The sequence below is a fragment of the Pseudomonas sp. AMR01 genome, from assembly GCF_041946035.1.
GTDB classification, from domain to species: domain Bacteria; phylum Pseudomonadota; class Gammaproteobacteria; order Pseudomonadales; family Pseudomonadaceae; genus Aquipseudomonas; species Aquipseudomonas antarctica_B.
Genome location: NZ_JAUTYR010000013.1, coordinates 109,102 through 126,049, shown reverse-complemented (window position 1 = coordinate 126,049; position 16,948 = coordinate 109,102). Strand labels below are relative to the sequence as shown.

The following is a 16,948-nucleotide window of genomic DNA, read 5'->3' as shown; positions in this document are numbered from 1 at the left end:
GGTTTTCTACGTAATCTCAAAGGCTTGCAGCTGAACCGCGATGGCCGCCCTGAAATGGGCGGCCATTGTTTTTATGGCCGGGTTGCGCCTGGAGACACCCCGGCAATGTGCAGGCACAGCATGGGTTCCTGCGACTTTCGGCGGCTTGTGTGGTTTGGGCCTGCTGTGTATCTTGATCAGCCTTTGGCCGTTTGATCGGCCTGGACCCATATTTACGAGATTTGCCCCCATGCGGTGAATCCGAGCGTCATCTCTATAAAAAATTGAGGAGCACATCAATGCGCGTCATTCTGCTGGGAGCTCCCGGGGCCGGTAAAGGTACTCAGGCAAAGTTCATCACTGAAAAGTTCGGCATTCCACAAATCTCCACCGGCGACATGCTGCGTGCGGCTGTAAAGGCTGGCACCGAGCTGGGCCTGATCGCCAAGAGCGTGATGGACAGCGGCGGCCTGGTTTCCGATGACCTGATCATCAACCTGGTCAAGGAGCGCATCAGCCAGGACGACTGCAAGAACGGTTTCCTGTTCGACGGCTTCCCTCGCACCATTCCCCAGGCCGAAGCCCTGGTGAAAGCCGGCGTTGAGCTGGACGCAGTGGTCGAAATCGCGGTTGAAGACGAAGAAATCGTTCAGCGTATCGCTGGCCGTCGCGTTCACGAAGCCTCGGGCCGCGTGTACCACACCGTCTACAACCCGCCAAAAGTGGAAGGCAAGGACGACATCACCGGCGAAGACCTGGTGCAGCGTAAAGACGACACGGAAGAAACCGTGCGTCATCGCTTGTCGGTCTACCATTCGCAGACCAAGCCACTGGTGGACTTCTACCAAAAGCTGTCCGCTGCCAATGGCAAGCCGAAGTACAGCCACATCCCGGGTGTTGGCTCGGTGGAAGCAATCACCGCCAAGGTACTGCAAGCACTCAGCTGATTCAGTAGTCAGCGGTGTACACAACGGCCCGCTTGCGGGCCGTTGTTGTTTATACTGGCGCACTTTTTTTCGACTTGGACACCCACACCGATGAGCACCCTGCTGGCCCTGGACACCGCGACTGAAGCTTGCTCCGTTGCCCTGCTGCACGATGGCAAGGTCACGAGCCACTACGAGGTGATCCCGCGCCTGCATGCGCAGAAGCTGTTGCCGATGATCAAGCAATTGCTCGAAGACGCGGGCACTACGTTGTCTGCCGTGGATGCTATCGCCTTCGGCCGTGGCCCGGGCGCGTTTACTGGTGTGCGCATCGCCATCGGCGTAGTGCAGGGCTTGGCGTTCGCGCTGGAGCGCCCGGTGCTTCCGGTCTCCAACCTGGCGGTGCTGGCACAGCGCGCGTTGCGTGAGCACGGCGCTGCGCAGGTTGCGGCGGCGATTGACGCGCGCATGGATGAAGTCTATTGGGGCTGCTACCGCGAAACCGCTGGCGAAATGCGCCTCGTGGGCTTGGAGGCCGTGCAGCCACCGGAATCTTCCGTGCTGCCTGCGGACGCCAGCGGTGACTGGTTCGGCGCCGGCACCGGCTGGGGCTACGGCGAGCGCATCGGCGTAAACCCCGCTGGCCAGGACGCTGCCATGCTGCCACACGCCGAAGACTTGCTGACCCTGGCGCGATTCGCCTTCGAACGTGGCGAAGCCATCCCGGCCGATCAGGCTGCGCCGGTCTATCTGCGTGACAAAGTTGCGCAAACCAAGGCCGAACGCGGCCTCTAAGTGTGGCGAGCGATCTTGTTATGGCAAGCAGGTTTGCTGTGGCGAGCGGGCTTGCCCCGCGTTGGGCTGCGAAGCAGCCCCAAAAAAGGCGCCTGCGGTAAGTCAGGTATACATAATTGGCTGATTCAGGGCCGCTTCGCAGCCCAACGCGGGGCAAGCCCGCTCGCCACAAACAATCGCCAATCGTCAGAATTTGCCCGCGCGCTTAAACCTTTTTCAAAATATGTGTTCTAGTTATCACCAGAGCATTTGCGCACTATGGATTGCGCCACTAAAATGCCACCACCGATGCCGAGTTTGTGTCCATGCGTATAGATGGCTTTTCCTCACAGTCCTACCCTATCAAGCGTAAGCCGCGTAAGGCGAACGTCACGGTAGACGAGTCCGTTGAGGATTCGCCGGACTTCATCGAGGTCCATTCCGATGCGCAAGGCTCTACTCAAGCACGTATCAGCGGTCTTCCTGCCCGCCAGCAAGACATGATCTTCCCCCGCTCCATGAGCAAAAGCGTTGCCAACGCCCTGGCCAGCTACCTGACCACCGCCGGCTTTGTGGAATGGGATATGGAAGTGCTGGGTCTCGACATCCATATCTGATGCGCCTGCCTTACTTTATTGGTTGCCCGTCCTGGAGTGAAAACGCCTGGCGCGAGTACCTGTACCCGGCCGATGCACGCTCCAGCGATTACCTCGCCCTGTATTCCCACGTCTTCAACGCCGTTGAAGGCAACACCACGTTTTATGCCCGACCCTCGGCCGCCACGGTGCAGCGCTGGGCTGAAGTCATGCCCGACCATTTTCGCTTCACCGCCAAATTCCCCGGCGACATCAGCCACGGCGGCGACCTGCGCGAGCAGTTGCCGGCTGCCGAGAGTTTCATCGGCTTGATGAGCCCGTTGGGTGAGCGCGTTTCGCCCCTGTGGCTGCAACTGTCGGCGAATTTTTCGCCGCAGCGCCTCGGCGAGTTGGCGGGCTTTATTGATGGCCTTGAACGTCCAATAGCCGTGGAAGTGCGCCACATGGAATTCTTTGCCAAAGGCGATGCCGAGCGCACGCTCAATCGCCTGCTGCGTGACCGTGGCGTCGAACGGATCTGCCTGGACTCGCGCCCGTTGTTCAGTTGCACCTCTACGTCGGCGGCGGTGCTGCATGCCCAATCAAAAAAACCCAAGGTGCCGCCGCGTCCTGCAGCGTTGACCCTGTTTCCCCAAGTGCGCTTCATTGGTCATCCCGAGCTGGAAGCCAATGACCCGTTCCTGATCCCCTGGGTGGAAAAAGTGGCCGGCTGGATCGAAGAAGGCCGCACGCCCTATGTGTTCCTGCACACCTCGGACAACCGCCTCGCCGCACAGCTGGCGCTGCGCTTTCACGACAAGCTGATGGCGCGCCTGCCAGGCTTGCCGCCATTGCCGACCCTGCATCGAGAACCCGAAGCGGAGCAACTGGGGTTACTCTAAGGCTCCTTTTCCGCCAGGAGTCAGTCATGGATGCCCAAACCCTTCGCGCCGAAACCTTCAAGGCCCTGCATGAACGTGATCGTGCGTTCGTGATGCCCAACCCGTGGGACGCGGGTTCCGCCGTCATGCTCGCCAGCCTCGGGTTTGAAGCGCTGGCCACCACCAGTGCGGGTTTTGCGTTCAGCCTGGGGCGGCCGGACGCGGAAGGGGCGTTGTCGCTGGAGGACACCTTGGGCAATGCGTCTGCGATTGTTCGAGCGACCGCGCTGCCGGTGGCGGCCGACCTGGAAAATGGCTTCAGCGACACCCCCGAAGGCTGCGCCCAGACCCTACTGCGCGCGGCGGCCACCGGGATCGTCGGTGGCTCGATCGAAGACGCCACGGGTATTGCCGTCGACCCGATCTATCCCTTTGACCTGTCCGTCGAACGCGTGGAAGCCGCCGTTGCCGCCGCGCGCAGCTTGCCGTTCGCTTTCACCCTGACCGCCCGCGCGGAAAACCTCCTGCACGGTCGCCTGGATTTGCCTGACACCATCCGCCGCCTGCAGGCCTACGCCGAAGCGGGCGCTGACGTGCTGTATGCGCCAGGCCTGCGCAGCGCCGAAGAAGTGCTGGCGGTGGTCAAGGCGGTCGCGCCAAAGCCTGTGAACGTGTTGATGTCCGGCGGTTTGAACCTCAGCGTGGCGCAATTGAGTGAGATGGGCGTGCGGCGCATCAGCGTGGGTTCGGCCATGGCCTTGGCCGCCTATGGCGAGTTCTACCGCGCGGCGCAGGAGGTGTATGAGTTGGGCACGTTCAGCTTCACCGACCGCAAGATGCCGTTCAGTCAGGCCAACGCGTTCTTCAAGGGCTGAGGCGTGCGCTTTATCAACGCAGTGGGCGTGCTGCTGTTGCTGGCCGGAGCAGTCGCGGTGGGGGTGTGGCGCGGCTGGGTACCGCTGCCGGCTGAGTGGAACCCTTGGGCGCCGCTGGATGTGCGCGCCAGCCCGAACCTGCTGACGCGCTTCAAGCTCAGCCGCTTGCAGGATGATCCGGCGCTGTGCGACCAGGTGCTGAAAACCTCCGGTTTACGCGTCAGCCATCAAGCGGATACGCCCGTCGACGTGGCGTGCCCGCTGAGCAATATTTTGCGCGTGCAGGGTGCGGACGTGGCCTTGAGCAGCAGTTTTCTCGCCAGCTGCCCACTCGCCGTAGCATTTGCCCTGTTCGAGCGCCACAGCCTTCAGCCGGCGGCACAGGCGGTGTTTGGCCAGGCGGTGACGCGGGTTGATCACTTGGGCAGCTTTGCCTGTCGCAATATCTACAACCGCGCCGAGGGGCGACTCAGCCAGCATGCGTCGGCCAATGCCCTGGATATCGCAGGCTTTCGGCTCGCGGACGGGCGCAGCATCAGCGTGCTCAAGGATTGGCCAGGGGAGGGTGCCAACGCACGCTTTTTGCGGCAAATTCGCGATGGCGCCTGCGATGATTTCAACGTGGTGTTGAGCCCGGATTACAACGCGGCTCACCGCAACCATTTCCATTTGGACATGGGGCGCTGGGGCGTGTGTCGCTGAGGCTCAGGCGGCCAGGCGCAAGTTGTTGATGATCAACGGGCGCGCCCAGTGGCAGTCGAAGTCCAGGGCTTTCTGCTGCGCGGCCAGCGCTTCAGTCGGGTATGGAACGGCGGCCGGTGGCAACAGATCCAGTTCAAACTCGGCAATCGGAAGGTGCAATGGGCGGGGTGCCGGCGCGGGGCCAGGCTCCGGCAGCGGCTGGCCTGCGGTCAGTACGATCGGGCGTACCCAGCCGCTTTCGAAATTCTGCTGGCGCTGCTGAGTGACGATCTCTTCCGGCGGGAAGGGCACGGCGGCCGGTGGCAGCAAGTCGGTTTCGAGTTCGGCAATGGGCAGGAACAGCGGTTCAGGCGGAGCGATCTCGGTGTCTTTGACGTCGCATTCACGCTGAGTGAGGATCTGCGACAGCAGGTCGGCGCCTTCGCTGGGTTCCACCGCCGGGTCCGCCGGTGCCAGCGCCTTGGCGGCGAGCGCCTCTGGCGTGCCGCCGAGCTGCTCGGCCAACGCACGGGCGAAGAAGTCCTGCCACACATGACTCACCCCGGCCAGCGCTTGAGTATTGCGCAGGCCGTAGTGGTTGTGGGTCGGCAGTACACCGATGGTTAGGGGAAGAATGTCTGACATTTTTTTCGGTCGACGCTCAGCTCTGGCAAAATACCTGACTGTTGTTTTTATCGGCCGCTATTTGCCGATCCTTAATATTTTTGAGCGTAGCTATTGATGAGCGAACAACCAGCGGCCAGCCGCATTCGGGTCGAGGCTTTGGCCGACGGTTTCCAGGCGCGCGCCGAGCAGTGGGCTGACCAGCTTGGCTTGCCTATGCAGCTGGATGCGGCGGACTTTTCCCTGCAAGTCGGGGAGCACGGCCTACAGCTGCAACAGCTCGGGCCTGACGCACCGGGGCCGGTGCGCGTCGACTTTGTCGAGGGCGGCGCGGCGCACCGGCGCTTATACGGCGGGGGCAGCGGGCAGATGATTGCCAAGGCTGTTGGTGTTGCTCAAGGTGTGCGCCCGCGCGTGTTGGATGCTACGGCGGGGCTCGGTAAGGACGCGTTTGTGCTGGCAAGCCTTGGCTGTGAGATGAGCCTGATCGAGCGTCAGCCGTTGATCGGCGCTTTGCTCGAAGACGGGCTGGCACGCGGGGCGGGTGACTTTGAGGTGGCGCCGATTGTGGCGCGTATGAAGTTGCTTAAAGGCAACTCCATTGACGTGATGCTGAGCTGGGAAGGGGAGCCGCCTCAGGTGATCTACCTCGACCCGATGTTTCCGCACCGTGAGAAGACTGCGCTGGTGAAGAAGGAAATGCGCTTGTTTCGGCCTTTGGTGGGTGATGATCCGGATGCGCCAGCGTTGCTGGCTGCCGCTTTAGCCTTGGCCAGCCATCGAGTGGTGGTGAAGCGGCCGCGTAAGGCGCCTTGTATTGAAGGGCCCAAGCCGAGTCATGCGTTGGATGGGAAGTCGAGTCGGTATGATATTTACCCGAAGAAGGCGTTGAAGTCCTGAACCTTCATGGTTGTTCAAGGCCTCATCGCAGGCAAGCCAGCTCCCACATTGAAACGCGACTGCCTGTGGGAGCTGGCTTGCCTGCGATGGCGCCAGTTCAGGCAGAGCAAGGCTTCAGGGCCGATAAGCCCGCATAAACAACCCCACCACCTCCTGCACATGCGCCTCAGCCGCTTCCTCGCTCAACTGCCCGCCGCAGCCGTACAGCAAGCAAAAATTCGCCGCGCCCTTGAGCAGGCAGAAGAAGTGCTCGGCCGCCGTAAACGGTTTGTCGATGCTCAGCGCGCCACTCTCGTCGATCTTGCTAAGCAACCGCTCCATGCCCTGCAGCATGCGCATTGGCCCGGCTTCGAAGAAGATCTGTGAGAGTTTCACGTCCTGATTGCCGGTGGTCATCATCAGGCGATGCAGGTTCACCGACTCCTCACTGTTGATCAGCCGATGAAAGCCGCGCGCTATGTTCAGCAGCACGGTTTCCACCGGCATGCCCACGGGCAGTTCGAAGTACATCACCGGCAATTGCTCCTCGCACTTGGCCACTACGGCGGCAGTGAACAAGGTCTCTTTGTCGGTGAAGTGGCTGTAGACGGTCAGCTTCGACACGCCGGCCTCGAGCGCCACGGCATCCATGCTGGTGCTGGCGTAGCCATTACTCAGAAACAGGGTTTTCGCTGCTTCGAGGATAGCCTGGCGTTTTGCCATGTCCTTGGGGCGCCCAGGGCTATTGGTGTTAGCAGGATTGTCGGACATTTTCACCTTTAATACTGGACTGGTGAGTTTGGTATTAATAACATACCCGCCAGTATAATAATTCCTAGCTCCATTAGCGAAAGGTCCTTCAGCATGCGCAGCACTTTCCTGCCTCTTGCGTTGCCTGTCAGCCTGATCTTCCTGTTGGCCGCCTGCGGCCATGAAGAAGCGGCCAACACCACGATCCGTCCGGCCATGGTGGTGCAACCGCAGCCTTCGGCGCAGGCGATGGACAGTTACCCTGGCGAGGTGCGTGCGCGTTATGAGCCGGACCTGGCTTTTCGCATTGGCGGCAAAGTCAGTAAACGTCTGGTGGAGGAGGGCGAGCGGGTCAAGGCCAATCAGCCGCTGGCAGAACTCGACCCTCAGGATGTGCGCCTGCAACTGGAAGCCACCCGCGCCCAGGTCGCCGCCGCCGAGGCCAACCTGAGCCTGGTGCGCGCCGAGCGTGACCGCTACAAGACCCTGATGGACCGTCAGATGGTCAGCCGCTCGCAGTACGACAATTCCGAAAACCTCTACCGATCCGGTGAAGCACGCCTCAAGCAGATCAAGGCCGAGTTCGATGTGGCCAGTAACCAGGCCGGTTACGCCGTGCTGCGCGCGCCCCAAGACGGCGTGGTCGCCAAGCGGGCCGTGGAGGTTGGCCAAGTGGTGTCGGCCGGGCAGACCGTATTCACCCTGGCCACTGATGGCGAGCGTGAAGTGCTGATCAGCCTGCCCGAGCAAGGCTTTGGCCGCTTCAAGATCGGCCAGCCGGTGTCGGTCGAATTGTGGAGCCAGCCAGATCAGCGTTTCACCGGGCGTATTCGTGAACTGTCACCGGCAGCCGACCCCAAATCACGCACCTTCGCCGCCCGAGTCGCCTTCACCGGCGGCAAAGTCCCGGCCGAACTGGGCCAGAGCGCCAGGGTGTTCATACAGGCTGACGGCGTGATCCCGTTGTCGGTACCGCTGTCTGCCCTCAGTGCGGAGAACGGCGCGTCCTACGTTTGGCGCGTACAACCCGACAACACCCTCAAACGCACCCCGGTACGAATCGGCGCGTTTGGCGAAAAAACCGTGCCGATACTGGAGGGCTTGACCCCCGACGACTGGGTGATCGCAGCCGGCGTGCACGTGCTCCATGAGGGCCAGCGTGTGCGCCCGGTGGATCGCTCTAACCGAGTGGTGAATCTGGCGGCGAACAAGGAGTAGTCCCCATGGGTTTCAATCTTTCCGAATGGGCGCTGCGTAATCGCCAGATCGTACTGTTCCTGATGATTCTGCTGGCAGTGGTTGGCACCTTGTCCTACACCAAGCTGGGACAAAGCGAAGACCCGCCGTTCACCTTCAAGGTCATGGTGATCAAAACCAACTGGCCCGGTGCCACGGCGCAGGAAGTCTCGCGCCAGGTCACCGAGCGTATCGAGAAAAAACTGATGGAGACCGGCGACTACGAGCGCATCGTCTCCTTCTCGCGCCCCGGCGAATCCCAGGTCACCTTTATGGCCCGCGACTCGATGCACTCGGCGCAGATTCCGGACCTGTGGTATCAGGTGCGAAAGAAGATCAGCGACATTCGCCAGACCTTGCCGCCGGACGTCCAGGGGCCGTTTTTCAACGATGAGTTCGGCACCACCTTTGGCAATATCTACGCCCTGACTGGCGACGGTTTTGACTACGCCGTGCTCAAGGACTACGCCGACCGCATCCAGATTCAACTGCAACGCGTGCCGGATGTCGGCAAGGTCGAGTTACTTGGCCTACAGGACGAGAAGGTTTGGATCGAACTGTCCAACCTCAAGCTCGCCACCCTAGGCTTGCCGTTGGCAGCGGTGCAGCAGGCCTTGCAGGAACAGAACGCGGTTTCCACCGCAGGCTTTTTTGAAACGCCCACCGAACGCGTGCAACTGCGTGTGTCGGGTAACTTCAAAACCGTCGAGGAAATCCGTCATTTTCCGATCCGGGTAGGTGATCGCACGTTCCGCATTGGCGATGTCGCCGACATCCACCGTGGCTTCAACGACCCACCGGCACCGCGCATGCGCTACATGGGCGCGGACGCCATCGGCCTGGCTGTGGCCATGCGTGACGGCGGCGATATCCTGGTGCTGGGCAAGGCGCTTGAAAGCGAATTCGCACGCCTGCAAAAGAACCTTCCGGCAGGCATGGAGCTGCGCAAGGTGTCGGACCAACCCGCAGCGGTGAAAACCAGTGTCGGAGAATTCGTGCAAGTACTCGCCGAAGCGCTGGCCATCGTGTTGCTGGTGAGTTTCTTCTCCCTCGGCGTGCGCACCGGCATGGTGGTGGCGCTGGCGATTCCGCTGGTGCTGGCGATGACCTTTGCCACCATGTATTACCTCGGTATCGGCCTGCACAAGATTTCTCTCGGCGCGTTGGTTCTGGCGTTGGGTTTGCTGGTGGACGACGCGATTATCGCCGTGGAAATGATGGCGATCAAAATGGAGCAGGGCTACGACCGAATTAAGGCCGCGAGTTTCGCCTGGACCAGCACGGCGTTCCCGATGCTCACCGGTACGCTGATCACGGCGGCGGGTTTTCTGCCGATCGCCACCGCGCAATCGAGCACCGGCGAATACACCCGCTCGATCTTCCAGGTGGTGACCATCGCGCTGCTGGCCTCGTGGGTCGCCGCGGTGGTGTTCGTGCCGTATTTGGGGGAAAAGCTCCTACCGGACTTGGCGAAAATTCATGCAGCCAAACACGGCACCAATGGGCCGGATCCCTACGGCACACCCTTCTATCAGCGCGTAAGACGTTTGGTCGAATGGTGCGTGCGTCGCCGCAAGACCGTGATCGTGCTGACCCTGCTGCTGTTTGTCGGCTCGGTCGCGCTGTTCCGTTTTGTGCCGCAACAGTTTTTCCCTGCGTCCGGTCGCCTGGAACTGATGGTCGACCTGAAACTGGCCGAAGGTGCCTCTTTGAGCAACACCGCAGATCAGGTCAAACGCCTGGAAGCCTTGCTGAAGGAACACGCGGGCATCGACAACTATGTGGCCTATGTCGGCACCGGCTCGCCGCGTTTTTACCTGCCCCTCGACCAGCAACTGCCGGCCACCAGCTTTGCTCAATTCGTTGTACTGGCCAAAACCATCGAGGAGCGCGAAAGCCTGCGCACTTGGTTGATTGAAACCCTGAACGAACAATTCCCTGAACTGCGCTCGCGCGTCACGCGCCTGGAAAACGGCCCGCCCGTGGGTTACCCGGTGCAGTTCCGTGTGACCGGCGAGCACATCGAAGAAGTCCGCGCCCTCGCTCGGAAAGTGGCGGCCAAGGTTCGCGAAAATACCCACGTGGTCAACGTGCACCTGGACTGGGAAGAACCGAGCAAGATCGTCTACCTGAACATCGACCAGGACCGCGCCCGTGCCCTCGGCGTGAGCACCGCCAACCTGTCGAAGTTTCTGCAAAGCTCCCTGACCGGCTCAACCGTCAGCCAATACCGGGAGGACAACGAATTGATCGAGATCCTCCTGCGCGGCACCGTGCATGAGCGCACTGAGCTGTCGCTGCTGCCGAGCCTGGCGGTGCCGACCGACAACGGCAAAAGCGTAGCGCTTTCCCAGATCGCCACCCTCGAATACGGTTTTGAAGAGGGCGTCATCTGGCATCGCAACCGTCTGCCGACGGTGACCGTTCGCGCCGACATTTACGGTAAGGAACAACCGGCGACGCTGGTCCAACAGATCCTGCCGACCCTTGACGGTGTGCGCGCCGAATTGCCGGATGGCTACCTGCTCGAAGTGGGCGGCACCGTGGAAGACTCAGCCCGTGGCCAGAACTCGGTGAAGGCGGGTGTGCCGCTGTTTATCGTGGTGGTACTGACGTTGTTGATGCTGCAACTGCGCAGTTTCTCACGCACCGCGATGGTCTTTCTGACGGCCCCGCTGGGCTTGATCGGGGTGACCTTGTTCCTGCTGATATTTCGTCAGCCGTTTGGTTTTGTGGCCATGTTGGGGACGATCGCCTTGTCGGGGATGATCATGCGCAACTCGGTGATCCTGGTGGACCAGATCGAACAGGACATCAAGGCCGGCCTTGCTCCATGGCAAGCGATTATCGAAGCCACCGTCCGACGCTTCCGCCCGATTGTTCTTACGGCTCTGGCGGCTGTACTGGCGATGATCCCGTTGTCGCGCAGCGTATTCTTCGGGCCGATGGCCGTGGCGATCATGGGCGGTTTGATTGTGGCGACGGCGTTGACACTGTTGTTTCTACCGGCCCTGTATGCTGCGTGGTTTCGAGTGAGGAAGGACGTCGCCTAATCATGCTGGTCACTGTTTCAGCCCTGATGCTGTTATTGCTCGCCCCCGGCCCGACCAACACCCTGCTGTTTCGCGCCGGGCTGTTGTTCGGGTTTCGAGCCTCAATGACGCTGGCCCTGGTCGAGTGCCTGGCGTACCTGTTACAGGTGTCGCTGTGGGGCGTGGCGTTGCTTTATCTGGCCGCCTTTTCGCCATGGGCGTTGAAAGCTACGCAACTGCTGGCGGCGTGTTACCTGTTGTATGTCGCGTATTCGCTGTGGCAGCGCAAAAACGGTGATATCGACCCCGGAAAGGATCGTTTTTCCGGGCTGTATTTTTTCTGGCTCACCGTGTTGAACCCCAAAGGCTTGCTGATTGTTTTGTTTATCGCACCGGTCGGCGCCTTCGCCACATTGCAGGGCTACATCGGGTTTATGGCAACCCTGGCGCTGGTGGTGATACCGGTTGGCGCGGCCTGGATTGTGTTGGGCAGCCGCTTCGAGGGGGTTCAGAGAGCCTGGCTGACACCGTTGAAGATCAACCGCGCGACGTCGCTGGCGATCTGCTGCTTTGCCACGCTGCTGATGGGGCGCCTGGCTGAGTCGGTTCTGCACTGATCGGTTGCTCGCGGTATTTACATGCGGATGCAAACCTCGATCGCTACCGGCGGAACGTTCCTCTTTTTCACTCCACTCAGAAAAGCCTGATGGACAGGCACGGGTTTCGTCTTTGCCAGTCAGCGGACGAGCCTGTATTCACTGAGTTAACGGAGCGTCATATGTCGTTTTTTAATGCCATTGTAAATTTCAAGTCTGCACTTTTAGAGGCATTGCTGGGCAACCATTCACCTCGCCCGGAATTTGAATCAGCGAAGCCGCAACGGCCAGGGTATGGCAATTCCGGCCATCACCATCACCGTCCTCACACAAGCCAGCCGGCGTATAACTGCCCCCAACCCGCCAAGCCGATTCATCACACGCCACACGCTCACCCGGTCACTGAGCATCAATGGCCCAGCAGGCCGGCGGATCACGTGTGTTCATGGCATCGCTAAGCGCTAGTCAGAGACAACTGCGCCCAGGCCCGCGAAAAGCGGTCTGGGCGCAGTAAGGGGAAGGGAAGGGTTACAACGCGCCAAACACTTTTTTCGCCAAGCTGGTGGCCGCAGCCGCCGGGTTCTTGCGAAGGGTTTCTTCCTGTTGGGCGATCATCTTGAACAGGCCATCCAGGGCTTGCTCGGTCACGTAGTTTTCGACGTTGGCACTTTTTGCATCCACTGCACCAAAGGCCGCGGCCTTGCCGGCCAGAGCGTTGTATTGCTGGGCGACGCCGACCTTGTCGGTGGCTGCCTTGACGATGGGCAGGAACTTGGCGCGGATCTCTTCGCGGCTGCTTTTGTTCAGGTACTGAGTCGCCGAATCCTGACCACCGGCGAGGATGCCCTTGGCGTCAGTCACGCTCATGTTTTTAACCGCATTCACCAGAATCGGCTGAGCCTGGGTCACGGCGGTTTCTGCCGCCTTGTTCATGCTGGTTTCCAGCTGCGTGACCTGGTCACCCATGCCAAACAGTTTCAGTTTGTCGGCGACTTTGCCCAGCTTGCCTGGCAGGCCGATTTTCACTTCAGGGTTATTGCTGAAACCACCGGGTACGCCCAGTTGCTTCACGGCGATTTGTGCGCCTTGGGTCAGTGCGTCCTTGAGGCCGCCGGAAGCGTCGCCCTGGGACAGGCTGGAAAGGTCCAGCGCCATGGCGTTGGCACCGAGCAGCAGGCCGGCGCACAGGGCAGTCAAGCGAAGGGAGTTACGCAGCATGGGTGATTCCTTATAGTCGAATTCAGTGGGCTACAGCGTCCAAGCGCAGGCGCAGCGGTTGTGGATCCTGGCCGTTGAGTTTTACAGCGTGCCGTTCGGTGGTAATAAACAGTAGCTTGCCGTCCAGCTCGATGCGAGCGCTCACCGAGTAAGTGTGGCCCGGTTTGACCTGGGCCGGGTCGTAGCTCAAATGAAACGGCAGCGGCACCTGGCCTTTGACCGGGCCTTTTTGTTCGGCGAGGGTCACGGCTGGCGCGTCCATCAGAGATACGTCTTGCAGGCTGACGCTCAAGATGGCGGCAGGCGGCAGGGCAATGCGTTGCAGGTAGAACACTTCGCCGTCGAGGCTGGCCTTCGGGGCAGGATTCATCGATTGGCAGGCTCCGAGCAGGGCGGTCAGGCCCAGCAGGATGATCTTTTTCATGGTGCAGCTCCTTGTCAACGGCGCCGGCATCCAACCGGCGCCTGTTTAAATCCAGCGGCTTTATTCAGGGTTGACCGGCTCAGGTTCGGCGGGTGTTTCCACCGCACCATCGACGCGGTGCAATGCCACCTGGCGAATCGACAGGCGAATATCCGCCGGCAACACGCGTTTCGCCGCGCCTTCCGCCAGCTCGCCGAGCAGGTCGTGGTAGCTCAACTTGCCGGCCTCATCGCGGCGCAGCACATCTTGCTCCAGCAACGTCTGGATAAAATGTCGGAAAAGGCTCTTGTCGAAAAACTCCGGGGCGTTCAGGCCATGCAGGATCGACAGGCGCTGGGCCATGATCGTGCACAGGTCTTCCAGCTCCTCGGCGCTGATGCTGTTCCGGCCGCTGTTGAGCAGCAGCGAGATCGCCATATAGAAGCGCTGCAGGGTTTGCGCGATGCTCTTGGACAGCAACGTCAGCAGCACAAAGTGCCGCGAACTTGGCGCCGGGCGCAGGTACACCGCGTTCTCGAAACGCAGCAGGCCTTGTTCGACAAACGCCTCCAGCCACTGGTCGACCACCGCGTCCAGATCGTCCAGCGACCAGCGAATAAACAGCTCTGATTGCAGGTACGGGTACAGCGCGCGGGTGTAGCGCAGGATCTGTTCGCGGCTCATGCGCGAGCTGCTCTGGAAGAAACTCGCCAGCAGCGCAGGCAGGGCGAAGATGTGCAGCACGTTGTTGCGGTAATAGGTCATCAGGACGGCGTTCTGCTCGTCCAGGTACAGAATCTTGCCCAGTGCATCGCTCTGTTCCGAGAGCAGGTCCATGTCCTTCACGTGCTTGATCAGCGCCAGGCCATTGCCTTCCGGCAAGGTGGTATGGGGCGAGTAGGGCACGCGGCGCAACAGCGCCAGGTACAGGTCCAGCTGGCGCGCCATGGCTTGTTCATCCAGGGCCAGACGTGTGGTGGACAACAGCGCCAGGGCCACCAGATTGACCGGGTTTACGGCGGCGGCTTCGTTCAAGTGGCGCGCCACCTGCTCGCTGAGGCGATTGGTGGTTTCGTTGAGCCAGGCGGGTTTGTAGTTAGGGCTCAGGTCCTGGGTGCGCCAGTCCGGTTGCTCGGCGTCAAGGAACTGCGCCAGCTTGATCGGCTCGCCAAAGTTGACCGCCACTTGGCCAAAGCGCTGTTTGAGCGCGCCGACCACTTTGAAAATATCGAAGATCGACTCTTTCTTCTTGGTCGCACCGCGCAACTCGCCGAGGTAAGTGCGGCCTTCCAGCACGCGTTCATAGCCGATATACACCGGGACAAACACGATTGGCATGCGCGAGGAGCGCAAAAAGCTGCGCAGGGTGATCGCCAGCATCCCGGTTTTCGGTTGCAGCATGCGCCCGGTGCGTGAGCGTCCGCCTTCTACGAAATACTCCACCGGGAACCCCTTGGTGAACAAGGTGTGCAGGTATTCGTTGAACACCGAGGTGTACAGCGGGTTGCCCTTGAAGGTGCGGCGCATGAAAAACGCACCGCCACGGCGCAACAGGCTGCCGATTACCGGCATGTTCAGGTTGATCCCGGCGGCGATGTGCGGCGGGGTCAGGCCGTTTTTGAACAGCAGATAGGAGAGCAACAGGTAGTCGATATGGCTGCGGTGGCAAGGCACGTAGATCACCTCGTAACCCTGGGCAACCTGTTGCACACCTTCGATGTTATTGACCTTGATGCCGTCGTAGATCTTGTTCCAGAACCAGCTCAGCACCACTTCCAGGAAGCGGATTGCGGTGTAGGTGTAGTCCGAGGCGATTTCGTTGCCGTAGCGCAGGGCCTGAGCCTTGGCTTTTTCCGGGGAGATTTTTTCCCGTTCGGCCTCTTCCGCGATGGCCTGGCGTACCAGCGGCATGTTGACCAGGCCTTTCACCAGGTTGCGCCGGTGGGACAGGTCGGGGCCAATCACGGCGGTCTTCAGGTTACGAAAGTGCACACGCAAGATGCGCTGGGCCATGCGCACGGTGCGTTCGTGACCTTTATTGTGCTCGATCAATTCACGCAGGTTGATAGGCGCGGAGAATTGCACACGGGTCTTGCGGCCAAGGATCAGGATGCTCAACAACCGGCGCAAGCGCCCGGTGACGGCCCAGCTGTCGGCGAACAGCAGTTTCCACGGGCTGGACTCGCTCTCGGGCGACTGCCCCCAGAACACGCTGACGGGAATGATTTGTGCATTCTCTTCGGCGTGATCGGTCAGGGTGTTGACCAGGCGGGTCAAGGTCGGTGGTGCGCCGCGCTTGTCTTGACGGCCCAGCCAGTCGGGTTCCGGGGTGAGGTAGAAGAATGCCGCGGACTCCATCAGCGGGCCAACCGCTACTGGCAGCACCGGGCGCGGCAGGCCGGCCTTGGTGCACTCTTTATCAACCACCGCCAGTTCGCTGAGGGAGGGTGATTGCAGGACGTAGAACACCGGCCGGCTGCGGTCCAGGTTAAGGGTTAGGGACGACTGGTTGGTCGTCTCCGAGCGAACCCAGAGGTACAACAGTCGGCGCAAGGTGCCAAACACCAGACGGCGGAACGGGGAGCGGGTCATAGGCGAGCTGCTTCAAGTGGAAAAAACCGAGCAGGCGCTCGGGCGGGTAGTGTGCCGTATTCGCCGAAAATCGGCAAAAAAGCAGCGATGTAAACTTGAGTTGATCGTTTTGAGCCTGTCTTATACTCGGCAGTTCAATGCGACCCGCTCAACAATAAAAATGCATGTGGGAGTAAGACAAATGGCAACGCGCGAAACCGGCAATGTGAAGTGGTTTAACGATGCAAAGGGCTATGGCTTCATTCAACGCGACGACGGCAAGGATGTGTTTGTGCACTACCGCGCCATTCGCGGTGATGGCCACCGTTCCTTGGCAGAAGGCCAGCAGGTGGAATACGCCGTGGTGACCGGCGAGAAGGGGCTGCAGGCGGAGGATGTGGTGGGTCTTTAAGCATCACCCCGTTCAAGTGTGGGAGCGGGCTTGCTCGCGAAAGCGGAGTGTCAGTCACAACAGATGTTGGCTGATCCACCGCTTTCGCGAGCAAGCCCGCTCCCACATTTAACGGGATTCACCATTCAGAATTTATGCAGTTTTCCAGGTGATTTGCTCTTCACCGTCTGCGCTGATGCGAATCCAGGTGTCGGCGCTTTCCTCACCTTCTTCCTCGACCCACGTCCCCGGCGCGCAGCGCACTTCAACGTTCAGCGCGGCAAAGGCGGCGCGGGCACAGGCGATGTCGTCGTCCCACGGGGTTTCATTGCTTTCCAGGAACAGGCTGTTCCATTTGCCTACAGCCTTGGGTAACCAGGTCACCGGCACGTTGCCGGCCTTGCACTTGTAGGTTTGGCCCTTCTGGACCCAGTCGGTGCACGGGCCCAACGCAGCGCCCAGCCAGGCGGCGATGGCCTTGTGGTCGACGTCGGCGTCCTTCAGGTAAATCTCGATATCAGGTTGGCGCATGGATGTTCCTCGTTGCGGGATTCGAA

Annotated in this window: 17 protein-coding genes; 11 read left to right on the top strand and 6 right to left on the bottom strand. The window is 60.7% G+C overall.

What is annotated here, in order from left to right:
- Positions 1-278 precede the first annotated feature (278 nt).
- From adk to Q7C20_RS14505, 6 genes are all read left to right on the top strand, one after another.
- A complete protein-coding gene (gene adk / locus Q7C20_RS14530; RefSeq protein ID WP_375068222.1) occupies positions 279-926 on the top strand; it encodes an adenylate kinase in 648 nt (215 codons plus the stop codon).
- 90 nt (positions 927-1,016) lie between these two features.
- The gene (gene tsaB / locus Q7C20_RS14525) at positions 1,017-1,700 is read left to right on the top strand and encodes a tRNA (adenosine(37)-N6)-threonylcarbamoyltransferase complex dimerization subunit type 1 TsaB (protein WP_375068220.1); all 684 of its coding nucleotides are present in this window, start codon (positions 1,017-1,019) and stop codon (positions 1,698-1,700) included.
- A 305-nt stretch (positions 1,701-2,005) separates the two neighbouring features.
- Positions 2,006-2,296: a hypothetical protein gene (locus Q7C20_RS14520; RefSeq protein ID WP_375068218.1), complete on the top strand. Its 291-nt coding sequence runs from the start codon at positions 2,006-2,008 to the stop codon at positions 2,294-2,296.
- On the top strand, positions 2,296-3,156 hold the full coding sequence (locus Q7C20_RS14515) for a DUF72 domain-containing protein (protein ID WP_375068216.1): 861 nt from the start codon (positions 2,296-2,298) through the stop codon (positions 3,154-3,156). Before Q7C20_RS14520 ends, Q7C20_RS14515 begins: the two co-directional genes overlap by 1 nt.
- A 26-nt stretch (positions 3,157-3,182) precedes the next feature.
- A complete protein-coding gene (locus tag Q7C20_RS14510; protein ID WP_375068214.1) occupies positions 3,183-4,010 on the top strand; it encodes an isocitrate lyase/phosphoenolpyruvate mutase family protein in 828 nt (275 codons plus the stop codon).
- Between the two features lie 3 nt (positions 4,011-4,013).
- A complete protein-coding gene (locus Q7C20_RS14505; RefSeq protein WP_375068212.1) occupies positions 4,014-4,712 on the top strand; it encodes an extensin family protein in 699 nt (232 codons plus the stop codon).
- Positions 4,713-4,715: 3 nt separating this feature from the next.
- Here the strand turns inward: Q7C20_RS14505 and Q7C20_RS14500 are convergent, their stop codons facing one another.
- Positions 4,716-5,336, bottom strand: a complete 621-nt coding sequence (locus Q7C20_RS14500; RefSeq protein WP_375068211.1) for an energy transducer TonB — start codon at positions 5,334-5,336, stop codon at positions 4,716-4,718.
- A 96-nt stretch (positions 5,337-5,432) separates the two neighbouring features.
- On the opposite strand from Q7C20_RS14500, the gene Q7C20_RS14495 reads away from it, so the two are divergent.
- Positions 5,433-6,215 carry a class I SAM-dependent methyltransferase gene (locus Q7C20_RS14495; protein ID WP_375068208.1) on the top strand — a complete coding sequence of 261 codons (783 nt, stop codon included), beginning with the start codon at positions 5,433-5,435 and terminating at the stop codon, positions 6,213-6,215.
- Between the two features lie 114 nt (positions 6,216-6,329).
- Here Q7C20_RS14495 and Q7C20_RS14490 read toward each other — a convergent pair whose 3' ends face one another.
- A complete protein-coding gene (locus Q7C20_RS14490; protein WP_375068206.1) occupies positions 6,330-6,965 on the bottom strand; it encodes a TetR/AcrR family transcriptional regulator in 636 nt (211 codons plus the stop codon).
- Between the two features lie 93 nt (positions 6,966-7,058).
- Here Q7C20_RS14490 and Q7C20_RS14485 point away from each other — a divergent pair, with 93 nt between their 5' ends.
- From Q7C20_RS14485 to Q7C20_RS14475, 3 genes are read left to right on the top strand one after another with little or no spacing between them, the layout of a single operon-like run.
- Complete coding sequence (locus Q7C20_RS14485) at positions 7,059-8,162, top strand: efflux RND transporter periplasmic adaptor subunit (protein WP_375068204.1); 1,104 nt, start codon at positions 7,059-7,061, stop codon at positions 8,160-8,162.
- A 5-nt stretch (positions 8,163-8,167) separates the two neighbouring features.
- Positions 8,168-11,233 carry an efflux RND transporter permease subunit gene (locus tag Q7C20_RS14480; RefSeq protein WP_375068202.1) on the top strand — a complete coding sequence of 1,022 codons (3,066 nt, stop codon included), beginning with the start codon at positions 8,168-8,170 and terminating at the stop codon, positions 11,231-11,233.
- Positions 11,234-11,235: 2 nt separating this feature from the next.
- The gene (locus tag Q7C20_RS14475; protein ID WP_375068200.1) at positions 11,236-11,829 is read left to right on the top strand and encodes a LysE family translocator; all 594 of its coding nucleotides are present in this window, start codon (positions 11,236-11,238) and stop codon (positions 11,827-11,829) included.
- 507 nt (positions 11,830-12,336) lie between these two features.
- Here the strand turns inward: Q7C20_RS14475 and Q7C20_RS14470 are convergent.
- Genes Q7C20_RS14470 through plsB form a run of 3 tightly spaced genes read right to left on the bottom strand, consistent with a single transcriptional unit; the run spans position 12,337 to position 16,021 of the window.
- Positions 12,337-13,026: a DUF4197 domain-containing protein gene (locus Q7C20_RS14470; protein ID WP_375068198.1), complete on the bottom strand. Its 690-nt coding sequence runs from the start codon at positions 13,024-13,026 to the stop codon at positions 12,337-12,339.
- A 22-nt stretch (positions 13,027-13,048) separates the two neighbouring features.
- Entirely contained in the window at positions 13,049-13,450 is a 402-nt protein-coding gene (locus tag Q7C20_RS14465; protein ID WP_375068197.1) for a YbaY family lipoprotein, read from the bottom strand.
- A gap of 60 nt (positions 13,451-13,510) precedes the next feature.
- Positions 13,511-16,021: a glycerol-3-phosphate 1-O-acyltransferase PlsB gene (gene plsB, locus Q7C20_RS14460; protein WP_375068195.1), complete on the bottom strand. Its 2,511-nt coding sequence runs from the start codon at positions 16,019-16,021 to the stop codon at positions 13,511-13,513.
- A 181-nt stretch (positions 16,022-16,202) separates the two neighbouring features.
- On the opposite strand from plsB, the gene Q7C20_RS14455 reads away from it, so the two are divergent.
- Positions 16,203-16,412 (top strand): cold-shock protein, encoded by a 210-nt coding sequence (locus Q7C20_RS14455; protein WP_017738302.1) that lies wholly within the window; start codon positions 16,203-16,205, stop codon positions 16,410-16,412.
- Between the two features lie 132 nt (positions 16,413-16,544).
- Here Q7C20_RS14455 and Q7C20_RS14450 read toward each other — a convergent pair whose 3' ends face one another.
- Positions 16,545-16,922, bottom strand: a complete 378-nt coding sequence (locus Q7C20_RS14450; RefSeq protein WP_348058381.1) for a hypothetical protein — start codon at positions 16,920-16,922, stop codon at positions 16,545-16,547.
- Positions 16,923-16,948: the final 26 nt, after the last annotated feature.